This is a genomic window from Streptomyces sp. NPDC048514 (assembly GCF_043199955.1).
Taxonomy (GTDB): domain Bacteria; phylum Actinomycetota; class Actinomycetes; order Streptomycetales; family Streptomycetaceae; genus Streptomyces.
The window spans coordinates 471,770-488,129 of record NZ_JBICWT010000002.1 but is presented as its reverse complement, the minus strand read 5'-3'; the positions used below and the strand labels follow the sequence as shown (position 1 = coordinate 488,129).

Annotated in this window: 13 protein-coding genes, 1 pseudogene and 1 riboswitch; of the genes and pseudogenes, 11 read left to right on the top strand and 3 right to left on the bottom strand. The window is 71.6% G+C overall.

What is annotated here, in order from left to right; all coding sequences use genetic code 11:
- Positions 1-112 precede the first annotated feature (112 nt).
- From shc to ACGFT2_RS04990, 8 genes and pseudogenes are all read left to right on the top strand, one after another.
- Positions 113-2,143, top strand: coding sequence for a squalene--hopene cyclase (gene shc, locus ACGFT2_RS05025; RefSeq protein ID WP_393273552.1), 2,031 nt, complete (start codon positions 113-115; stop codon positions 2,141-2,143).
- A gap of 1 nt (position 2,144) precedes the next feature.
- Positions 2,145-2,786, top strand: coding sequence for a 1-hydroxy-2-methyl-2-butenyl 4-diphosphate reductase (locus tag ACGFT2_RS05020; protein ID WP_393273550.1), 642 nt, complete (start codon positions 2,145-2,147; stop codon positions 2,784-2,786).
- Between the two features lie 5 nt (positions 2,787-2,791).
- Positions 2,792-3,814 (top strand): adenosyl-hopene transferase HpnH, encoded by a 1,023-nt coding sequence (gene hpnH / locus ACGFT2_RS05015; RefSeq protein WP_393273548.1) that lies wholly within the window; start codon positions 2,792-2,794, stop codon positions 3,812-3,814.
- A gap of 211 nt (positions 3,815-4,025) precedes the next feature.
- Positions 4,026-4,169: pseudogene (locus ACGFT2_RS05010) on the top strand (4-hydroxy-3-methylbut-2-en-1-yl diphosphate synthase); the annotation flags it as partial.
- Positions 4,170-4,200: 31 nt separating this feature from the next.
- Positions 4,201-6,099: a 1-deoxy-D-xylulose-5-phosphate synthase gene (gene dxs, locus ACGFT2_RS05005; RefSeq protein ID WP_393273546.1), complete on the top strand. Its 1,899-nt coding sequence runs from the start codon at positions 4,201-4,203 to the stop codon at positions 6,097-6,099.
- The gene (locus ACGFT2_RS05000) at positions 6,096-7,481 is read left to right on the top strand and encodes an aspartate aminotransferase family protein (RefSeq protein WP_393273544.1); all 1,386 of its coding nucleotides are present in this window, start codon (positions 6,096-6,098) and stop codon (positions 7,479-7,481) included. Before dxs ends, ACGFT2_RS05000 begins: the two co-directional genes overlap by 4 nt.
- A 279-nt stretch (positions 7,482-7,760) precedes the next feature.
- A complete protein-coding gene (locus ACGFT2_RS04995) occupies positions 7,761-8,375 on the top strand; it encodes a helix-turn-helix domain-containing protein (protein WP_393273542.1) in 615 nt (204 codons plus the stop codon).
- Positions 8,372-8,494: a DUF6126 family protein gene (locus tag ACGFT2_RS04990; protein ID WP_393273540.1), complete on the top strand. Its 123-nt coding sequence runs from the start codon at positions 8,372-8,374 to the stop codon at positions 8,492-8,494. The genes ACGFT2_RS04995 and ACGFT2_RS04990 overlap by 4 nt, the downstream gene beginning before the upstream one ends.
- 70 nt (positions 8,495-8,564) lie before the next feature.
- Here the strand turns inward: ACGFT2_RS04990 and ACGFT2_RS04985 are convergent, their stop codons facing one another.
- Positions 8,565-9,362, bottom strand: a complete 798-nt coding sequence (locus ACGFT2_RS04985) for a tyrosine-protein phosphatase (protein ID WP_393273537.1) — start codon at positions 9,360-9,362, stop codon at positions 8,565-8,567.
- A 172-nt stretch (positions 9,363-9,534) separates the two neighbouring features.
- Between ACGFT2_RS04985 and ACGFT2_RS04980 the strand changes: the two genes are divergently transcribed.
- The 3 genes from ACGFT2_RS04980 (at position 9,535) to ACGFT2_RS04970 (ending at position 14,107) form a co-directional block, all read left to right on the top strand.
- Positions 9,535-11,607: an alpha-galactosidase gene (locus tag ACGFT2_RS04980; RefSeq protein WP_393273893.1), complete on the top strand. Its 2,073-nt coding sequence runs from the start codon at positions 9,535-9,537 to the stop codon at positions 11,605-11,607.
- A gap of 312 nt (positions 11,608-11,919) precedes the next feature.
- Positions 11,920-12,082, top strand: a riboswitch (cyclic di-AMP (ydaO/yuaA leader).
- A 4-nt stretch (positions 12,083-12,086) separates the two neighbouring features.
- Positions 12,087-13,049, top strand: coding sequence for a peptidoglycan DD-metalloendopeptidase family protein (locus ACGFT2_RS04975; protein WP_393273535.1), 963 nt, complete (start codon positions 12,087-12,089; stop codon positions 13,047-13,049).
- Between the two features lie 272 nt (positions 13,050-13,321).
- Positions 13,322-14,107 carry an SGNH/GDSL hydrolase family protein gene (locus ACGFT2_RS04970; RefSeq protein ID WP_393273533.1) on the top strand — a complete coding sequence of 262 codons (786 nt, stop codon included), beginning with the start codon at positions 13,322-13,324 and terminating at the stop codon, positions 14,105-14,107.
- A 245-nt stretch (positions 14,108-14,352) separates the two neighbouring features.
- On the opposite strand, the gene ACGFT2_RS04965 is transcribed toward ACGFT2_RS04970, so the two are convergent.
- On the bottom strand, positions 14,353-14,973 hold the full coding sequence (locus ACGFT2_RS04965; protein ID WP_393273531.1) for a TetR/AcrR family transcriptional regulator: 621 nt from the start codon (positions 14,971-14,973) through the stop codon (positions 14,353-14,355).
- 71 nt (positions 14,974-15,044) lie between these two features.
- The gene (locus ACGFT2_RS04960) at positions 15,045-16,229 is read right to left on the bottom strand and encodes a Glu/Leu/Phe/Val dehydrogenase dimerization domain-containing protein (protein ID WP_393273529.1); all 1,185 of its coding nucleotides are present in this window, start codon (positions 16,227-16,229) and stop codon (positions 15,045-15,047) included.
- Positions 16,230-16,360 lie beyond the last annotated feature (131 nt).

The window sequence follows — 16,360 nt, the reverse complement described above, 5'->3', positions numbered from 1 at the left end:
TGTCCCGCGCTCTCGGTTTCCGTCCGGGCAGCCGAGGGCCCAGGGACGCAGGACACCGGCCGACGGCGGACCCACAGCAGCACGACTCGCACGACTGCACGAAGGGGAAGCCATGACAGCGACGACCGACGGAAGCACCGGGGCGACCTTGCCGCCTCGCGCAGCCGCGGCCAGCGACACCACCCTCATCACCCCCGAGGCGACCGGGGTACAAGAAGCCGCCGCTCGCGCCGCCAGGCGCGCCACCGACCACCTGCTCGCCCTGCAGGACGCCCAGGGCTGGTGGAAGGGCGACCTGGAGACGAACGTCACCATGGACGCCGAGGACCTGCTGCTCCGCCAGTTCCTGGGCATCCTCGAGCCGTCGACCACCGAGGCCGCCGCCAAGTTCATCCGCGGCGAGCAGCGCGCCGACGGCACCTGGGCCACTTTCTACGGCGGGCCCGGCGACCTGTCCGCCACCGTCGAGGCGTACGTCGCCCTGCGCCTGGCCGGCGACGCGCCGGACGACCCGCACATGGCGCGGGCCTCGGCCTGGGTCCGCGAGCGCGGGGGCATCGCCGCCGCCCGGGTCTTCACCCGGATCTGGCTCGCCCTGTTCGGCTGGTGGAAGTGGGAGGACCTGCCCGAACTCCCGCCGGAGCTGATCTGGTTCCCCACCTGGATGCCGCTCAACATCTACGACTTCGGGTGCTGGGCCCGGCAGACCATCGTGCCGCTCACCATCGTCTCGGCCAAGCGCCCGGTCCGCCCGGCGCCCTTCCCGCTGGACGAGCTGCACACCGATCCGGCCCGGCCCAACCCGGTCAAACCGCTGGCCCCCGTGGCCAGTTGGGACGGCGCCTTCCAGCGTCTGGACAAGGCGCTGCACCGGCTGCGCAAGGTCGCGCCGCGCAGACTCCGCAAGGCCGCGATGAACTCCGCGGCCCGCTGGATCATCGAACGGCAGGAGAACGACGGCTGCTGGGGCGGCATCCAGCCCCCGGCCGTGTACTCGGTGATCGCCCTGTACCTGCTCGGCTACGACCTCGAGCATCCGGTGATGCGCGAGGGCCTCGCCTCGCTGGACCGTTTCGCCATCTGGCGTGAGGACGGCTCCCGGATGATCGAGGCCTGTCAGTCCCCGGTCTGGGACACCTGCCTCGCCACCATCGCACTCGTCGACGCCGGCCTGCCCGCCGACCATCCGCAACTGGTCAAGGCGGCCGACTGGATGCTGGGCGAGGAGATCGTCCGCCCCGGCGACTGGGCCGTGAAGCGGCCCGGACTCCCGCCCGGCGGCTGGGCGTTCGAGTTCCACAACGACAACTACCCGGACATCGACGACACCGCCGAGGTCGCCCTCGCGCTGCGCCGGGTCAGGCACCACGACCCCGAACGCGTCGACCGGTCCATCGGCCGGGCGGTGCGCTGGAACCTGGGGATGCAGTCGAAGAACGGCGCCTGGGGCGCCTTCGACGTCGACAACACCAGCCCGTTCCCCAACCGGCTGCCGTTCTGCGACTTCGGCGAGGTCATCGACCCGCCGTCCGCGGACGTCACCGCGCACGTGGTCGAGATGCTCGCCGCCGAGGGCCTCGCCCACCACCCGCGCACCCGGCGCGGCATCGACTGGCTGCTCGCCGAACAGGAGCCGGACGGTTCGTGGTTCGGCCGCTGGGGGGTCAACTACATCTACGGCACGGGCTCGGTGGTGCCCGCGCTCACCGCGGCCGGCCTGCCCGGCTCCCACCCGGCGATCCGGCGCGCGGTGACCTGGCTGGAGAGCGTGCAGAACGACGACGGCGGCTGGGGCGAGGACCTGCGCTCCTACCGGCACGTCAAGGAGTGGAGCGGCCGCGGCGCCTCCACCGCCTCGCAGACCGCGTGGGCGCTGATGTCGCTGCTCGCGGCGGGGGAGGCGGGGTCCAGGGCCGTCGAGCGCGGGATCCGGTGGCTGGCCGAGACCCAGCGCCCGGACGGCTCCTGGGACGAGCCGTACTTCACCGGCACCGGCTTCCCCTGGGACTTCTCCATCAACTACCACCTGTACCGGCAGGTGTTCCCGCTCACCGCGCTCGGCCGGTACCTGCACGGCGACCCGTTCGAGCGCAAGCTGCTCGCCAGGGCCGAGAAGGTTCCCGCGAAGGCCGAGAGGAGCTGACTTGAGCAAGCGGCCCGTTCCGGCCCCGCTGCTGATCGCCTGCGCGCTCGGCATCGAGCACCTCGCCCTGCGTACCGGCGACCGCGGCGGTGCCGGCGGGCCGTACACCGTCGTCCGCACGGGAATGGGTCCCCGGGCGGCGGAACGCTCCATCACGGGCCGGCTGGCGGCCCCGGCGTTCGCCGGAGCCGCCGTCCTGGCCACCGGCTTCTGTGCCGGACTCGCCCCCGGGATGCACCCCGGCGACCTGGTCGTCGCCGAGGAGACCCGGGACCCGCGCGGGACCGTCCCGTGCGTGGCTTCCGATCTGCTGGTCAAGGAACTCACCCGCGTCCTGCCCGGACGCACCGTCCACACCGGCCCGCTCACCGGCTCCGACCATGTGGTCCGGGGCGTGGAGCGGTCCGATCTGCGGGCGACCGGCGCGATCGCGGTCGACATGGAGTCGGCGGCCACGCTCCTGGCCGCCGTCCGCGCGGGCGTTCGCACGGTTGCGGCCGTACGGGTGGTGGTGGACGCTCCTGAACATGAGCTCGTCCGGATCGGCACGGTACGCGGTGGAATATCAGCCTTCCGTGTCCTTCGTTCCGTTCTTCCCGCATTTTTCGAATGGCACCGATCTTTGTTGCTCCCCCGGAGGTGAGCCAGATGGCCATGCCGTTGCGTCAGTCCGTCAAGGTCGCTACTTATTTGGCCGAACAGAAGCTCCGCAAGCGGGACAAGTTCCCGCTCATCGTCGAGCTGGAGCCGCTGTTCGCCTGCAACCTCAAGTGCGAGGGCTGCGGCAAGATCCAGCATCCGGCCGGTGTGCTCAAGCAGCGCATGCCGGTCGCCCAGGCCGTGGGAGCGGTGCTGGAGTCCGGTGCGCCGATGGTGTCCATCGCCGGTGGCGAACCGTTGATGCACCCACAGATCGACGAGATCGTGCGCCAGCTGGTGGCGAAGCGGAAGTTCGTCTTCCTGTGCACCAACGCGATGCTGCTGCGCAAGAAGATCGACAAGTTCACGCCCTCGCCCTACTTCGCCTTCGCCGTGCACATCGACGGACTGCGCGAGCGGCACGACGAGTCCGTGGCGAAGGAGGGTGTGTTCGACGAGGCGGTGGAGGCGATCAAGGAGGCCCAGCGGCGCGGCTTCCGGGTGACCACCAACTCCACCTTCTTCAACACCGACACCCCGCAGACCGTCATCGAGGTGCTCAACTTCCTCAACGACGACCTCAAGGTCGACGAGATGATGATCTCGCCCGCCTACGCCTACGAGAAGGCGCCCGACCAGGAGCACTTCCTGGGCGTCGAGCAGACCCGCGAGCTGTTCAAGAAGGCCTTCGCCGGCGGCAACCGCAGGAAGTGGCGACTCAACCACTCCCCGCTCTTCCTGGACTTCCTCGAGGGCAAGGTCGACTTCCCGTGCACGGCATGGGCGATCCCGAACTACTCCCTCTTCGGCTGGCAGCGCCCCTGCTACCTGATGAGCGACGGATATGTGCCGACCTACCGCGAGCTGGTCGAGGACACCGACTGGGACAAGTACGGCCGCGGCAAGGACCCGCGCTGCGACAACTGCATGGCGCACTGCGGCTACGAGCCCACCGCCGTCCTCGCCACCATGGGCTCACTGAAGGAGTCGCTGCGGGCGTTGCGCGAGACCGTCTCGGGAAACCGCGACTGACGCCATGACCGCCGTCCCCTCGGGCGTTCCCGAGGTACCGGCCCGTCCCGTCGCGCCGCGCCGTCGGCCGCGGCGGATCGGCGGCGGGCCGGTGGCGGTCGGGGGCGGACCCCGGCGTCGGTGCGGCCGATGTGGGAGGCGTCCCTCTTCGAGGAGCACGACTTCCGGGACATCGAGATCTCGGTGGAGCACAACGACCCGGTCGTGCTGCGTCGCCCCGGGCCACGGCAGGGGTCAGATCCTCGTCAGGGGCGACGTCGTCAGGACCGTCCCCGGGTCCGAGATCGTGGAGGCCCTCATCGAGGAGGCCATGAAGCTCGCCGAGCCGAGGCGCCCGGCAGAACAGTCGAGTTGAGGCAGGGAACGGACCTAGAGGGGGCCCGAGCGTGACCATTCTGGAGACGATCCGCGGACCACGCGACCTGAAGGCGCTGTCCGAGGCGGAACTCGTGGAACTGTCCGCCGAGATACGTGAGTTCCTGGTGCACGCCGTGGCGAGGACCGGCGGTCACCTCGGACCCAACCTGGGAGTGGTGGAACTGTCCGTCGCGCTCCACCGGGTCTTCGAGTCGCCGGTCGACCGCATCCTGTGGGACACCGGCCACCAGAGCTACGTGCACAAGCTGCTGACGGGCCGTCAGGACTTTTCCAAGCTGCGCTCCAAAGGCGGTCTGTCCGGCTACCCCTCGCGCGAGGAGTCCGAGCACGACGTCATCGAGAACAGCCACGCCTCCACCGCGCTCGGCTGGGCCGACGGCCTCGCCAAGGCCCACCAGGTGCAGGGGGAGAAGGGCCACGTCGTCGCGGTCATCGGCGACGGCGCGCTGACCGGCGGCATGGCCTGGGAGGCGCTCAACAACATCGCGGCCGCCAAGGACCGGCCGCTGATCATCGTCGTCAACGACAACGAGCGGTCGTACTCCCCGACCATCGGCGGCCTGGCGAACCACCTGGCCACCCTGCGCACGACGGACGGCTACGAGAAGGTCCTGGCCTGGGGCAAGGACCTGCTGCTGCGGACCCCGGTCGTCGGCTCCACGCTCTACGAGTCCCTGCACGGCGCGAAGAAGGGCTTCAAGGACGCCTTCGCCCCGCAGGGCATGTTCGAGGACCTGGGCCTGAAATACGTCGGCCCGATCGACGGCCATGACATCGGCGCCGTCGAGTCCGCGCTGCGCCGGGCGAAACGGTTCCACGGCCCGGTCCTCGTCCACTGCCTCACGGAGAAGGGCCGCGGCTACGAGCCCGCCCTCGCCCACGAGGAGGACCACTTCCACACCGTGGGCGTGATGGACCCGCTCACCTGCGCCCCCCTCGTACCCTCCGGCGGGCCGTCCTGGACCTCGGTGTTCGGTGACGAGATGGTGCGCATCGGGGAGGAACGACAGGACGTCGTCGCGATCACGGCGGCCATGCTGCACCCCGTGGGTCTGGGCGGATTCGCCGAACGTTTCCCCGACCGGGTGTGGGACGTGGGCATCGCCGAGCAGCACGCGGCCGTCTCCGCGGCCGGCCTCGCGACCGGCGGCCTGCACCCGGTCGTCGCCGTCTACGCCACCTTCCTCAACCGCGCCTTCGACCAGTTGCTGATGGACGTGGCCCTGCACCGCTGCGGGGTGACCTTCGTGCTGGACCGGGCGGGCGTCACCGGAGTGGACGGCGCGTCGCACAACGGCATGTGGGACATGTCGCTCCTCCAGGTGGTGCCGGGCCTGCGGATCGCCGCCCCGCGCGACGACGCCCAGCTGCGCGCCCAGCTGCGTGAGGCCGTCGCCGTGGACGACGCGCCCACCATGGTCCGCTTCCCGAAGGAGTCCGTCGGCCCGCGGATCCCGGCCGTCGACCGCGTGGGCGGTATGGACGTCCTCCATCGCGCCGGGAACCCAGAGGTGCTCCTGGTGGCCGTCGGCGCGATGGCACCGGTGTGCCTGCAGGCCGCCGAGCTGCTGCAGGCCCGCGGGATCGACTGCACGGTGGTCGACCCGCGCTGGGTCAAGCCCGTCGACCCCGCCCTGCCGGGCCTGGCGGCCGAACACCGGCTGGTGGCCGTGGTGGAGGACAACAGCCGTGCCGCGGGCGTCGGTTCGGCCGTCGCGCTGGCCCTCGGTGACGCCGACGTGGACGTGCCGGTACGGCGGTTCGGCATCCCGGAGCAGTTCCTCGCGCACGCCAAGCGCGGCGAGGTACTGGCCGACATCGGCCTCACGCCCGTCGAGATCGCCGGGCGGATCAGCGCCAGCCTGGCCGTCAGGGACGCGGACGGCACAGCCAAGGAGAACGCATGACCACCGAGTTCGACCTCGGCGCCCTGCTCGCCGAGCGCGGAGCCGAGCGCTACGAGCTGCACACGAAGTACCTCAACGCGCAACTCCCGCGCATGCTGCACACCATCGGCTTCGACAAGGTCTACGAGCACGCGGAGGGCGCCCACTTCTTCGACGCGGAGGGCAACGACCACCTGGACATGCTCGCCGGGTTCGGGGTGATGGGCCTGGGCCGCCATCACCCGGTCGTCCGCAGGGCGCTGCACGACGTCCTCGACCTCGGCCTCGCCGACCTCACCCGGTTCGACTGCCAGCCGCTGCCGGGCCTGCTCGCGGAACGGCTGCTCGCCCACAGCCCGCACCTGGACCGGGTGTTCTTCGGAAACAGCGGCACCGAGGCCGTCGAGACGGCCCTGAAGTTCGCCCGGTACGCCACCGGCAGGCCGCGCGTCCTCTACTGCGACCACGCCTTCCACGGCCTGACCACCGGCTCGCTCTCGGTCAACGGCGAGGACGGCTTCCGCGACGGGTTCGCCCCGCTGCTGCCCGACACCGCCGTCCCCCTCGGCGATCTCGACGCCCTTGCGAGGGAGCTGAGGAAGGGTGACGTCGCCGCCCTGATCGTCGAGCCGATCCAGGGCAAGGGCGTGTACGAGGCCCCGCCCGGCTATCTGCGCGCCGCCCAGGAGCTGCTGCACCGCCACAAGGCGCTGCTCATCGCCGACGAGGTGCAGACCGGACTCGGCCGGACCGGCGACTTCTACGCCTACCAGCACGAGGACGGAGTGGAACCGGACCTGGTGTGTGTGGCCAAGGCCCTGTCCGGCGGCTACGTCCCGGTCGGCGCCACCCTCGGCAAGGACTGGATCTTCAAGAAGGTCTACTCGTCCATGGACCGGGTCCTGGTCCACTCGGCCAGCTTCGGTTCCAACGCCCAGGCGATGGCCTGCGGCCTCGCCGTGCTGTCGGTCATGGAGAACGAGCAGATCGTCGCCGGGGTGCGCAGGACCGGCGACCTGCTGAAGTCACGGCTGACGGCGCTGATCGACAAGTACGAACTGCTCGCCGACGTCCGCGGCCGGGGCCTGATGATCGGCATCGAGTTCGGCAGGCCGTCGTCGCTGGGGCTGCGCAGCCGCTGGACCATGCTCCAGGCCGCGCGCAAGGGACTGTTCGCGCAGATGGTGGTCGTACCCCTGCTCCAGCGGCACCGGATCCTCACCCAGGTCTCCGGCGACCACCTGGAGGTGATCAAGCTCATCCCGCCGCTGATCATCGACGAGTCCGACGTGGACCGGTTCGTGGAGGCCTTCACCGCCGTGATGGACGACGCGCACAGCGGCGGCGGCCTGATGTGGGACTTCGGCAAGACGCTGATCAAGCAGGCGGTGGCGGGCCGCTGACACCGCTTCGCCGGCCGGGCGGGCGGTGCCGGGCCGCCGACCGCTCGACCGCGACCGCTCGACCGCGACCGCTCGACCGGCGACCGCTTGACCGCGACCGCTCGACCGGCGACCGCTTGACCGCGACCGCTCGACCGCGACCGCTCGACCGGCGGCCGGCCGGCCCGGGACGGCGGCACCGTCACCGAGACGGTGACAGTGAGCGCGTGGCGGCGCCGGCATCTTTGCCTCTGAGGCAACTAAATTGCCTCATGGGCAAGTCTCCGGCTCAATGGAGGCATGAACACTCCCGAGGAGCCGGGGCCCGGAGCCGAGCTGCCCGCGGTGGCCCCGCGACTGCGCGCGCTGCGAAGGCGTGCCGGTCTCACCCTGGAGGCCGCGGCCCGGGCCGCGGGCCTTTCCCCGGCCCACCTCTCCCGGCTGGAGACCGGGCACCGCCAGCCCTCGCTGCCGATGCTCCTCGCGCTCGCCTGCATCTACGGTACGACGGTCTCCGACCTGCTGGGGGAGGCGGCCGCCGACCGGGACGCGATCCTGCGGTCCGCCGACATGGAGCCGACCCGGGCGGGCGGCTGGACCTATGTGCGGGCCGGGGCGCCGGGCCGTGGCATGCAGGCCCTCCGGGTGCGCGTGCCGTACGGCTCGCAGGGCGACATCGTGCGCGTCCACCCCGGCGAGGAATGGCTCTACGTCCTCCAGGGGCGCCTGCGCCTGCGCCTCGGCGACACCGCGCACCTGCTCGCGCCCGGCGACAGCGCGCACTTCGACTCGCTCACCCCGCACCGCCTCGCCGCCGAGGACCACGACGGCGTGGAGCTGCTGTTCGTCCACACCCTGCTGCAGAGCCCCACGGCCACGCTGTGCCTGGGCCCGTCGACCGGAGAGCTGCCATGAGCAACTACGAGGAGAAGTTCCCCCGATCCCTGTGGATCCGGCTCCTCATCTACATCGCGCTCGGCCATGTGCTGGCCGCGTTCCTCTACCTGCTGTTCGCGGTGGGCGCCAAGGGCTGAGCGGGCGGTGGCCGGCCGGGCCCGTGCCGCCCGGCCGGGCGGCACGGGAGCGCCGCTTCTCCGCCCGGTCTCAGTCCAGCAGTCGCTCGCGGAGCCGGTCCCGGGTCTCGGGGGAGAGGCCGAGCCCCTGCTCCAGATAGGGGTCGAATCCGCCCCAGGTCTGCTCGATGCTCTCGAAGGCCGCCTCGAGATACTCGGCGCGGGCGTCGAAGAGCGGGCTGAGCAGCTCCATCACCTCGGGGGTGTAGGCGGTGGTGGGGCTGCCGTTGCGACGGACCTTGTAGCGGCGGTGCTTGGCGTTGGACTCCAGGTAATCGGTGACGATCGCGTCGCGTTCCACACCGACGGCGAGCAGCGTGACGGCTATGGAGATGCCCGCGCGGTCCTTGCCCGCCGCGCAGTGCATCAGCGCGGGCACACTGTCCTCGGCGAGCGCGTGCAGCACCCGGGAGTGCTCGGCGGTGCGCTCCTTGACGATCATCCGGTACGACGTGGTCATCCGGGCCGCGGCCCTGCCGTCGTCCAGGATCGCGCGCAGCTGGTCGAGGTCGCCGTCGCGGACCATCTTCCAGAACTCGGCGCCGTCCGCCGGGTCGCTCAGCGGCAGGTTCACGTTCCGCACGCCGGACAGCTCGACGTCCGGGCCTTCCAGCTTCTGGTCGGCCGCGTTGCGGAAGTCGAAGATCGTGTGCAGCCCCAGGGAGGAGAGGAAGGCCGCGTCCTCGCCCGTCGCGTGCGCGAGGTGCCCGCTGCGGAACAGCACTCCGTGTCGCACTCGCCGCCCGTCCACGGTGGGCAGTCCGCCCACGTCACGGAAATTGCGCACTCCGGCCAGTTCCGGCTCGGTCGACGGGACCTGCTGCGTCACGGGGGCTCCTCCCGACGGGTCCCCGTCGGCGTGACTCGCCGACGGGCGCTCCGTCGACCATACGACATTGCTTTCCTCGGGCAATGAGTTGTCCACAGGCATTGTCACCAGGGGCTCCCGAGCCTGATGATGTTCGAACTTGAGTGGATCTGTTGACACCTGTGAGGTCTCGATGGTGGACATCGCCGAAGACGGTCGCACATGGCTCCTCTCGGGGCCCACCAGCGGCTATGCCCTGCACCTCACCGGGGCCGACGAGCTGCTCCACCTCCACTGGGGGCCACGGATCGCGCTCGCCGACGCCGAGGCGCTGGCCGCCGGCCCGCTGCCCGGCCACCGGCCCTTCGAGTCCCCGCTGGACGGCCGCGAGGAGTACCCCGTCGAGGGCGGCCCGCGCTTCGTCCGCCCCGCCCTTTCCGTGCGCACGGACGAGCGCCGTGGCACGGAGTGGCGCTTCGAGGGGTACGACTCGGAGGGCGGCGGGCTGCGGCTGCGCTTCGCCGACGACGGGCTGGCGATCAGCCTGCACTACCGGATGCGCGGGGACGTCGTGGAGCGCTGGGTGAGCGTGGACAACGGCGGGCACACGCGCGTGGAGTTGCTGCGGGCCGACGCCGCCACGTGGACCCTGCCCGACCGCGAGGGCTGGCGGCTGTCCCAGCTGCACGGCCGCTGGGCCGCCGAGTCCCGGCTCACCACCGCCCCCCTCACCTACGGCGACAAGGTCATCGGCAGCCGCCGCGGCCACACCGGCCACCAGCACCTGCCCTGGGTCGCCCTCGACACCGAGGCCACCGAGGAGCGCGGCGAGGTCTACGGCTGCGCGCTCGCCTGGTCCGGCTCCTGGCGCATCTCCGTGGCCCAACTCCCGGACGCGCGCGTGCAGATCACGGGAGGCGCCGGGTACGACGACTCGGGCCTGCTGCTCCTGGCGCCAGGGGAGTCGTACACCACCCCCGTCTTCGCGGGGCTGTGGAGCGACGGCGGCTTCGGGGGCGCGAGCCGGGCCTGGCACGCCTATCAGCGCGCGCACATCGTCCCGGACGCCGAGCGGGACCGGCCCGTCCTCTTCAACTCCTGGGAGGCGACGAACTTCGACATATCCGAGGAGCAGCAGGCGGCGCTGGCCCGCCGCGCCGCCGGGATCGGCGTCGAGCTGTTCGTCGTGGACGACGGCTGGTTCGGCGCCCGTACCGGCGACCGCGCCGGGCTCGGCGACTGGACCCCCAACCCCGACCGCTTCCCGCACGGCCTCGCACCCCTCGCCGACCGGGTGCGCGCCCTCGGCATGCGATTCGGCATCTGGGTCGAGCCCGAGATGGTCAACCCGGACAGCGACCTGTACCGCGCCCACCCCGACTGGGTCCAGTACCAACCGGGACGGAAGCGGACGGAATTCCGCAATCAGCTCGTCCTCAATCTCGCGCGCCCGGACGTCCAGGAGTATCTGTGGGGGCGACTGGACACCCTGCTCTCCAGCACCCCGGTCGACTACGTGAAATGGGACTTCAACCGCTGCTTCACCGACGCGGGCTGGCCGGGCGAGCCGTACCCCCAGCGGCTGTGGATCGACCACGTCCACGCCCTGTACGCCCTGCTGGACCGGTTGCGCGCCGCGCACCCCGAGGTCGCCTTCGAGTCCTGCTCGGGCGGCGGCGGCCGGATCGACCTCGGGGTGATGAGCCGCACCGATCAGGTGTGGACGTCCGACAACACCGATCCGCTGGACCGGCTCGCCATCCAGCACGGCTTCACCCAGATCCACCCCGCCCAGGTCATGGCCGCCTGGGTCACCGACAGCCCGAACACCCAGCTCAACGGCAGGGTCAGCTCGTTGCGATTCCGCTTCGTCAGCGCCATGGCCGGCGTCCTCGGCGTCGGTGGCGACCTCACGCGCTGGAGCGAGGAGGAGCTGACCGAGGCCCGGCGGTGGGTGGAGCTGTACAAGGAGATCCGCCCGGTCGTCCAGCGCGGCGAGCTGTTCCGGCTGCGGCCCCCGGCGGGCGGCTCGAGCGCCGTCCAGTACTCCCTCGGGGACGACGTGGTCGTCCTCGCATGGCTGCAGGCCCAGAGCTACGGCGAACCGGTGCCGGCGGTCCGGCTGCGCGGACTCGACCCCACCGCATCGTATGAATGCCGCGAAACGGGCGAAGTGCTGAGCGGGGCGGTCCTGCTGCACCACGGACTGCGCACCGGTCTGCGGGGTGATCTGGATGCGACGGTTCTCCGATTGAGTCGCATCTAGGTGTTCTGCCCGAATTTGTAGAGCTGGTCATGACTAGATACGGCTGGACATGAAATGAGGGTGTGTGGCGAGGTGGCGCGTGAGGAGCGTCATATCGGTGACCGAGCGTCGCGGATCACGTCCACGTAATTCCGATAAGGAAAAGGGAACTTACCGGAATGCGGGCTCGGTAATTCACGGAGGGTGACGGGGGATTCGGGTCCTCGATCTTCCGGAACGCGAACCCCGGGAATCGGCTGCTTGTTTCCGTACGTCCCGCTCGCTTACGTTCGCCCCCATCCGGACGGAACGCCGAATCCTGCCGCCGCCCGGAATTCCCACACACTTGACCCGTGTCCGGCAGGAGCGGGGGACCCACCAGGTACGACTGCCTGTCCGGTCTCCGCGACAGGCTAGGGGTGAAGCCGTGCACCGCGCGGCCGGGCAACTCCAGCCCGAACCCGACAGCTGACCTCGCAGGCGCCGGAGAGGAATGCGCCATGCCCGCGAAGGGTAAGCACCGACGTCCCAAGACCCCGCGTCTTTCCCGCTCCGTCGCCGTCGCCGGAACCGGTGGCGCCGCACTGGCCCTCCCGCTCTTCGGAGCCGTCGGGGCGCACGCCGCCACTCCGGCACACTCCGTCTCCACGAAGCCCGCGCAGTCCGTTCCGGCCACGGCGAAGAAGTCCGCGCCGCAGCAGGATCCGGCCGTGCACGCCTACACGGTGAAGGCCGGCGACTGCCTCTCGGCGATCGCCGAGAGGCAGCACGTCGGCGGCGGCTGGCACCGGCTCTACGACGACAACCGGCAGGCCGTCGGCGCCGACCCGTCGCTGATCCACCCCGGCCTGAAGCTCACGGTCGGCGGGAAGGCCGCGCAGCACAGCCCCGGGCCGGCCGCCCCGCAGCACGCCTCGGCCGCCCCGGGGCGTGTATCGGCCGCCCCGCAGCCCGCGTCGGCCAAGGCGCAGTCCCCGGCCTCCGCGAAGACCCCCCAGGCGCAGGCGGCCCCGGCTGTCGAGCCGGCCGGCTCCACCGCTCCCGCCACCGCCACCGGCTACACCCTCCCGGTGACCGGCGCCACCGTCGGCACGGGCTATCACGTGGCCGGCAGCATGTGGTCCAGCGGATACCACACCGGCGTCGACTTCGTCGTCCCGGCGGGCACCCCGCTCAAGGCCGTCGCCGCGGGCACGGTCGTCTCCGCCGGCTGGGGCGGCGCCTACGGCAACCAGGTCGTCATCAAGCTCGACGACGGCCTCTACGCCCAGTACGCGCACCTCTCGCAGCTCTCCGTCTCGGCCGGCCAGACCGTGACCGCGGGCACGCAGGTCGGTCTGTCGGGCGCCACCGGCAACGTGACCGGCCCGCACCTGCACTTCGAGATCCGCACCACCGCGGACTACGGCTCCGACCTCGACCCGGTCGACTACCTGCGCCGGCACGGCGTCGCCGTCGGCTGAGGACCACCGCACCCCGAACCACCCGCCTGACACGCCTCCGAAGGCCGGACTCCGATCCCCGGGTCCGGCCTTCGGTGTGTCCGCACGACGATCACACGACGACGAATCACACGCTCAACATCGCCGCCGACAGGTCTATTCCTGGCTTGGCAACTTATTTAAGGGTGTCTCATCTCACCGGCCGTCAACCCCTGCCTACGGTCGCGTAGGTCACATCAAGAGGTGAATCATGGTCCGATGTGGCAGACGATTCGAAGAGTGACAACAGATCAGTGATCGGGTCGTACGTGGCGGTGGGGGACAGCTTCACCGAGGGCGTCGGCGACCCCGGACCCGACGGGGCGTTCGTCGGCTGGGCCGACCGGTTCGCCGTGCTTCTCGCCGACCGGCGTCCCGAGGGTGACTTCCAGTACACCAACCTCGCCGTACGCGGAAAGTTGCTGGACCAGATCGTGGCCGACCAGGTCCCCCGGGCCGCCGAACTGGCCCCGGACCTGGTCTCTTTCTGCGCCGGCGGCAACGACATCATCCGCCCCGGCACCGACCCGGACGAGGTGGCCGAGCGGTTCGAGCGGGCCTTGGCCCGGCTGGCCGGGGCCGCGGGCACGGTGCTGGTGACGACCGGCTTCGACACCCGGGGCGTCCCCTTGCTCAAGCACCTGCGGGGCAAGATCGCCACGTACAACGGGCATGTGCGCGCGATCGCCGACCGGTACGGCTGTCCCGTGCTCGACCTGTGGTCCCTCAAGTCCGTGCAGGACCGCAGGGCCTGGGACAGCGACCGGCTCCACCTCTCGCCCGAGGGGCACACGCGCGTGGCGCTGCGGGCCGGGCAGGCGCTCGACCTCGAGGTCCCGGCCGACCCGGAGCAGTCGTGGCCGCCGCTGCCGCCGCGGGGCACCCTGGAGGTCCGGCGCGACGACGTCCAGTGGGCCCGCGAGTTCCTCGTCCCGTGGATCGGGCGACGGCTGCGCGGCGAGTCCTCCGGTGACCATGTGACCGCGAAGGGCACCCTGTCGCCCGACGACATCAAGATGAGGATCGCCTCCGTGGCCTGACCTCGCCGACCGTGCCCCCGCACGCCCTCGCGGCCAGGGGGCACGCCGGCCACGGGCCGCACCCGGCCGGCGCCGGGCGCCCGTCCCCGGCGAGCAGGGGACCGCCCGGGGGGACTGCGCGGCCCTCACGGCCTCATCTCCGTCCGGGACGCTCGCCTCTCCCGATCCGCAGGGGCGCGCTCGCCGCTCCCTCTCCGTCCGGGGCGCTCACCGCTCCCGGCGCGTACGGGGCGCCTACGCGGCGCTCACCGCTCCCGCTCGGTCAACGCCTTCCGGTCCAGACCCAGTTCACGGGCCAGGGCTTCGTCCACCCAGTCCTGGGCCCGGGCCCTCGGCACCCCGCCCGGATACGACGTCAGCTGTACGGCCAGCCCGTCCAGCAGCGCGGTCAGCCGGAGTGCCGTACCGGCCGGGTCGGCGCACCCGAACTCGCCCGCCGCCACGCCCTCGGCGATGACCTCGGTGAGCGCGGCCTTCCACTGCCTGTCCAGGTTCCGGGTGACCTCCCGCAGGGCGGGGTCGCGCAAGGACACGGCCCAGCCCTCGATCCACAGCCGCCAGCCCTTGGCCTGACCCGTGGGGGCGTACCAGCGCACCGCCGCCCGCAGCCGGCGCAACGCGGACGTGCGGCGCCCCAGCAGCTTGCGCAGATGTGCGAGATCGTCCTGTGCCGCGTAGGTGAACGCGGCGGCGACCAGCTTCTCCTTGGTCGAGAAGTGGTACAGCACAAGCGCGTTGCTCACGCCGAGCACCGCGGCCACGTCGGCGATCCTGACCGCCGCCACGCCCCGCGCCTCGATCTGCTGGATGGCGGCCCGCAACAGCTCCTCCTGCCGCTCGGCCACGCTCAACCGCACTCTCGCCACGCGGTCACCCTAGTCCGTGGCCGAGGGCGGCACCGAATCGGAAAGCCGGCCGTGCGGAGCGGACGGGTCCCTCACCGGTACCACCCGAAGCGTTCCGTGATCACCGGCAGCCGGTCGGCAACCAGCGCGTGGGCGGCCGCTCGTGCCGTCGTGCCGTCCGCTTCCGCGCGGTCGAGCATCAGGTCGATCAGCGCGCGCATCGAACGCCGGATGTGGGCGAACGCCTCGTCGGCGTCGGCACCGACGTCGCCGAACAGGGTCCACCACCACCAGGCGTTCGTCCCGGAGTTGACCACCACGTCCGGCAGCACCGTCACCCCGCGCGCGGCCAGCAGCGCCTCCGCCTCGGGCAGTACGGGCATGTTGGCGGCCTCGACGATCAAGCGGGCGGCGATCCGTGCCTGTTCGGCGGTGCCGATCGCGTACGACACGGCCGCCGGCACCAGCACCTCGGCATCGGCGGACAGCCAGGCCTCGCCCGGCAGTTCGCGGTCCCCGGAGCGCAGCACGCGCCGGTCGACGGTGCCGTGGGAGTCCCGCGCCGCCAGCAGCGCCTCGACGTCGAGGCCCGCCGGATTGGCGATCGTGCCCTTGACGTCGGCGACGGCCACCACGATCAGGCCCTCGTGCGCCAGGAAGCGCGCGGTGGCCCCGCCCATCGTGCCCAGCCCCTGCACCGCGACCCGGGTGCCCGGGTACGGCACCGACGCCCGGTCCAGGGCCGCGAGCACCGCCTCGGCGACTCCGCAGCCGCCGGCCAGCTCGTCCAGGCCGATGCCGTCCACCTCGACTGCGAAGGCGGCCGCGAGCCGCTCGCGGGCCGCCTTCTCGTCGTCCAGCAGCGGATACACCGCCTGGATGGAGGAGACCAGGCCCGCTTCGGCCGCGGCGCGGTCCACCAGGTCCTGACTCAGCCCCAGGTCCTCGCCGGTGGTCCAGCAGCTCTCGATGTACGGCCGCACGGCACGCAGATAGCGCACCAGCAGCCCGTAGGCCTCCGGGGCCCGCGGGTCGCAGTCGATTCCGCCCTTGGCGCCGCCCAGCGGGATGTACCGCCCCTCGGCGTTGTAGTGCAGGGCTTCCTTCATGGTCATGCCGCGGGCCAGCCCCGCCACCTCCTCCAGCGTGCAGCCGGGGCGCATCCGCAGCCCGCCACTGGCCACGCCCCGCACCAGCCGGTCCACGACCAGGAAACCCTGGTGGCCGGTGACGTGGTCGGTCCAGACGAGCGACATCAGGGGTGCGGGGGCGGTCATGGGGCCTCCTCGGGGACGGGGATCAGAGTAGGGCGGCCCGGCCGCGGCCCGGTGACCGGCGGCCCGCAGGCCGCGAGGGAGGCCGCGGTGAGGGTCGCCGCGGCACCACGTCCCTGCTTTCCCGCATCTCT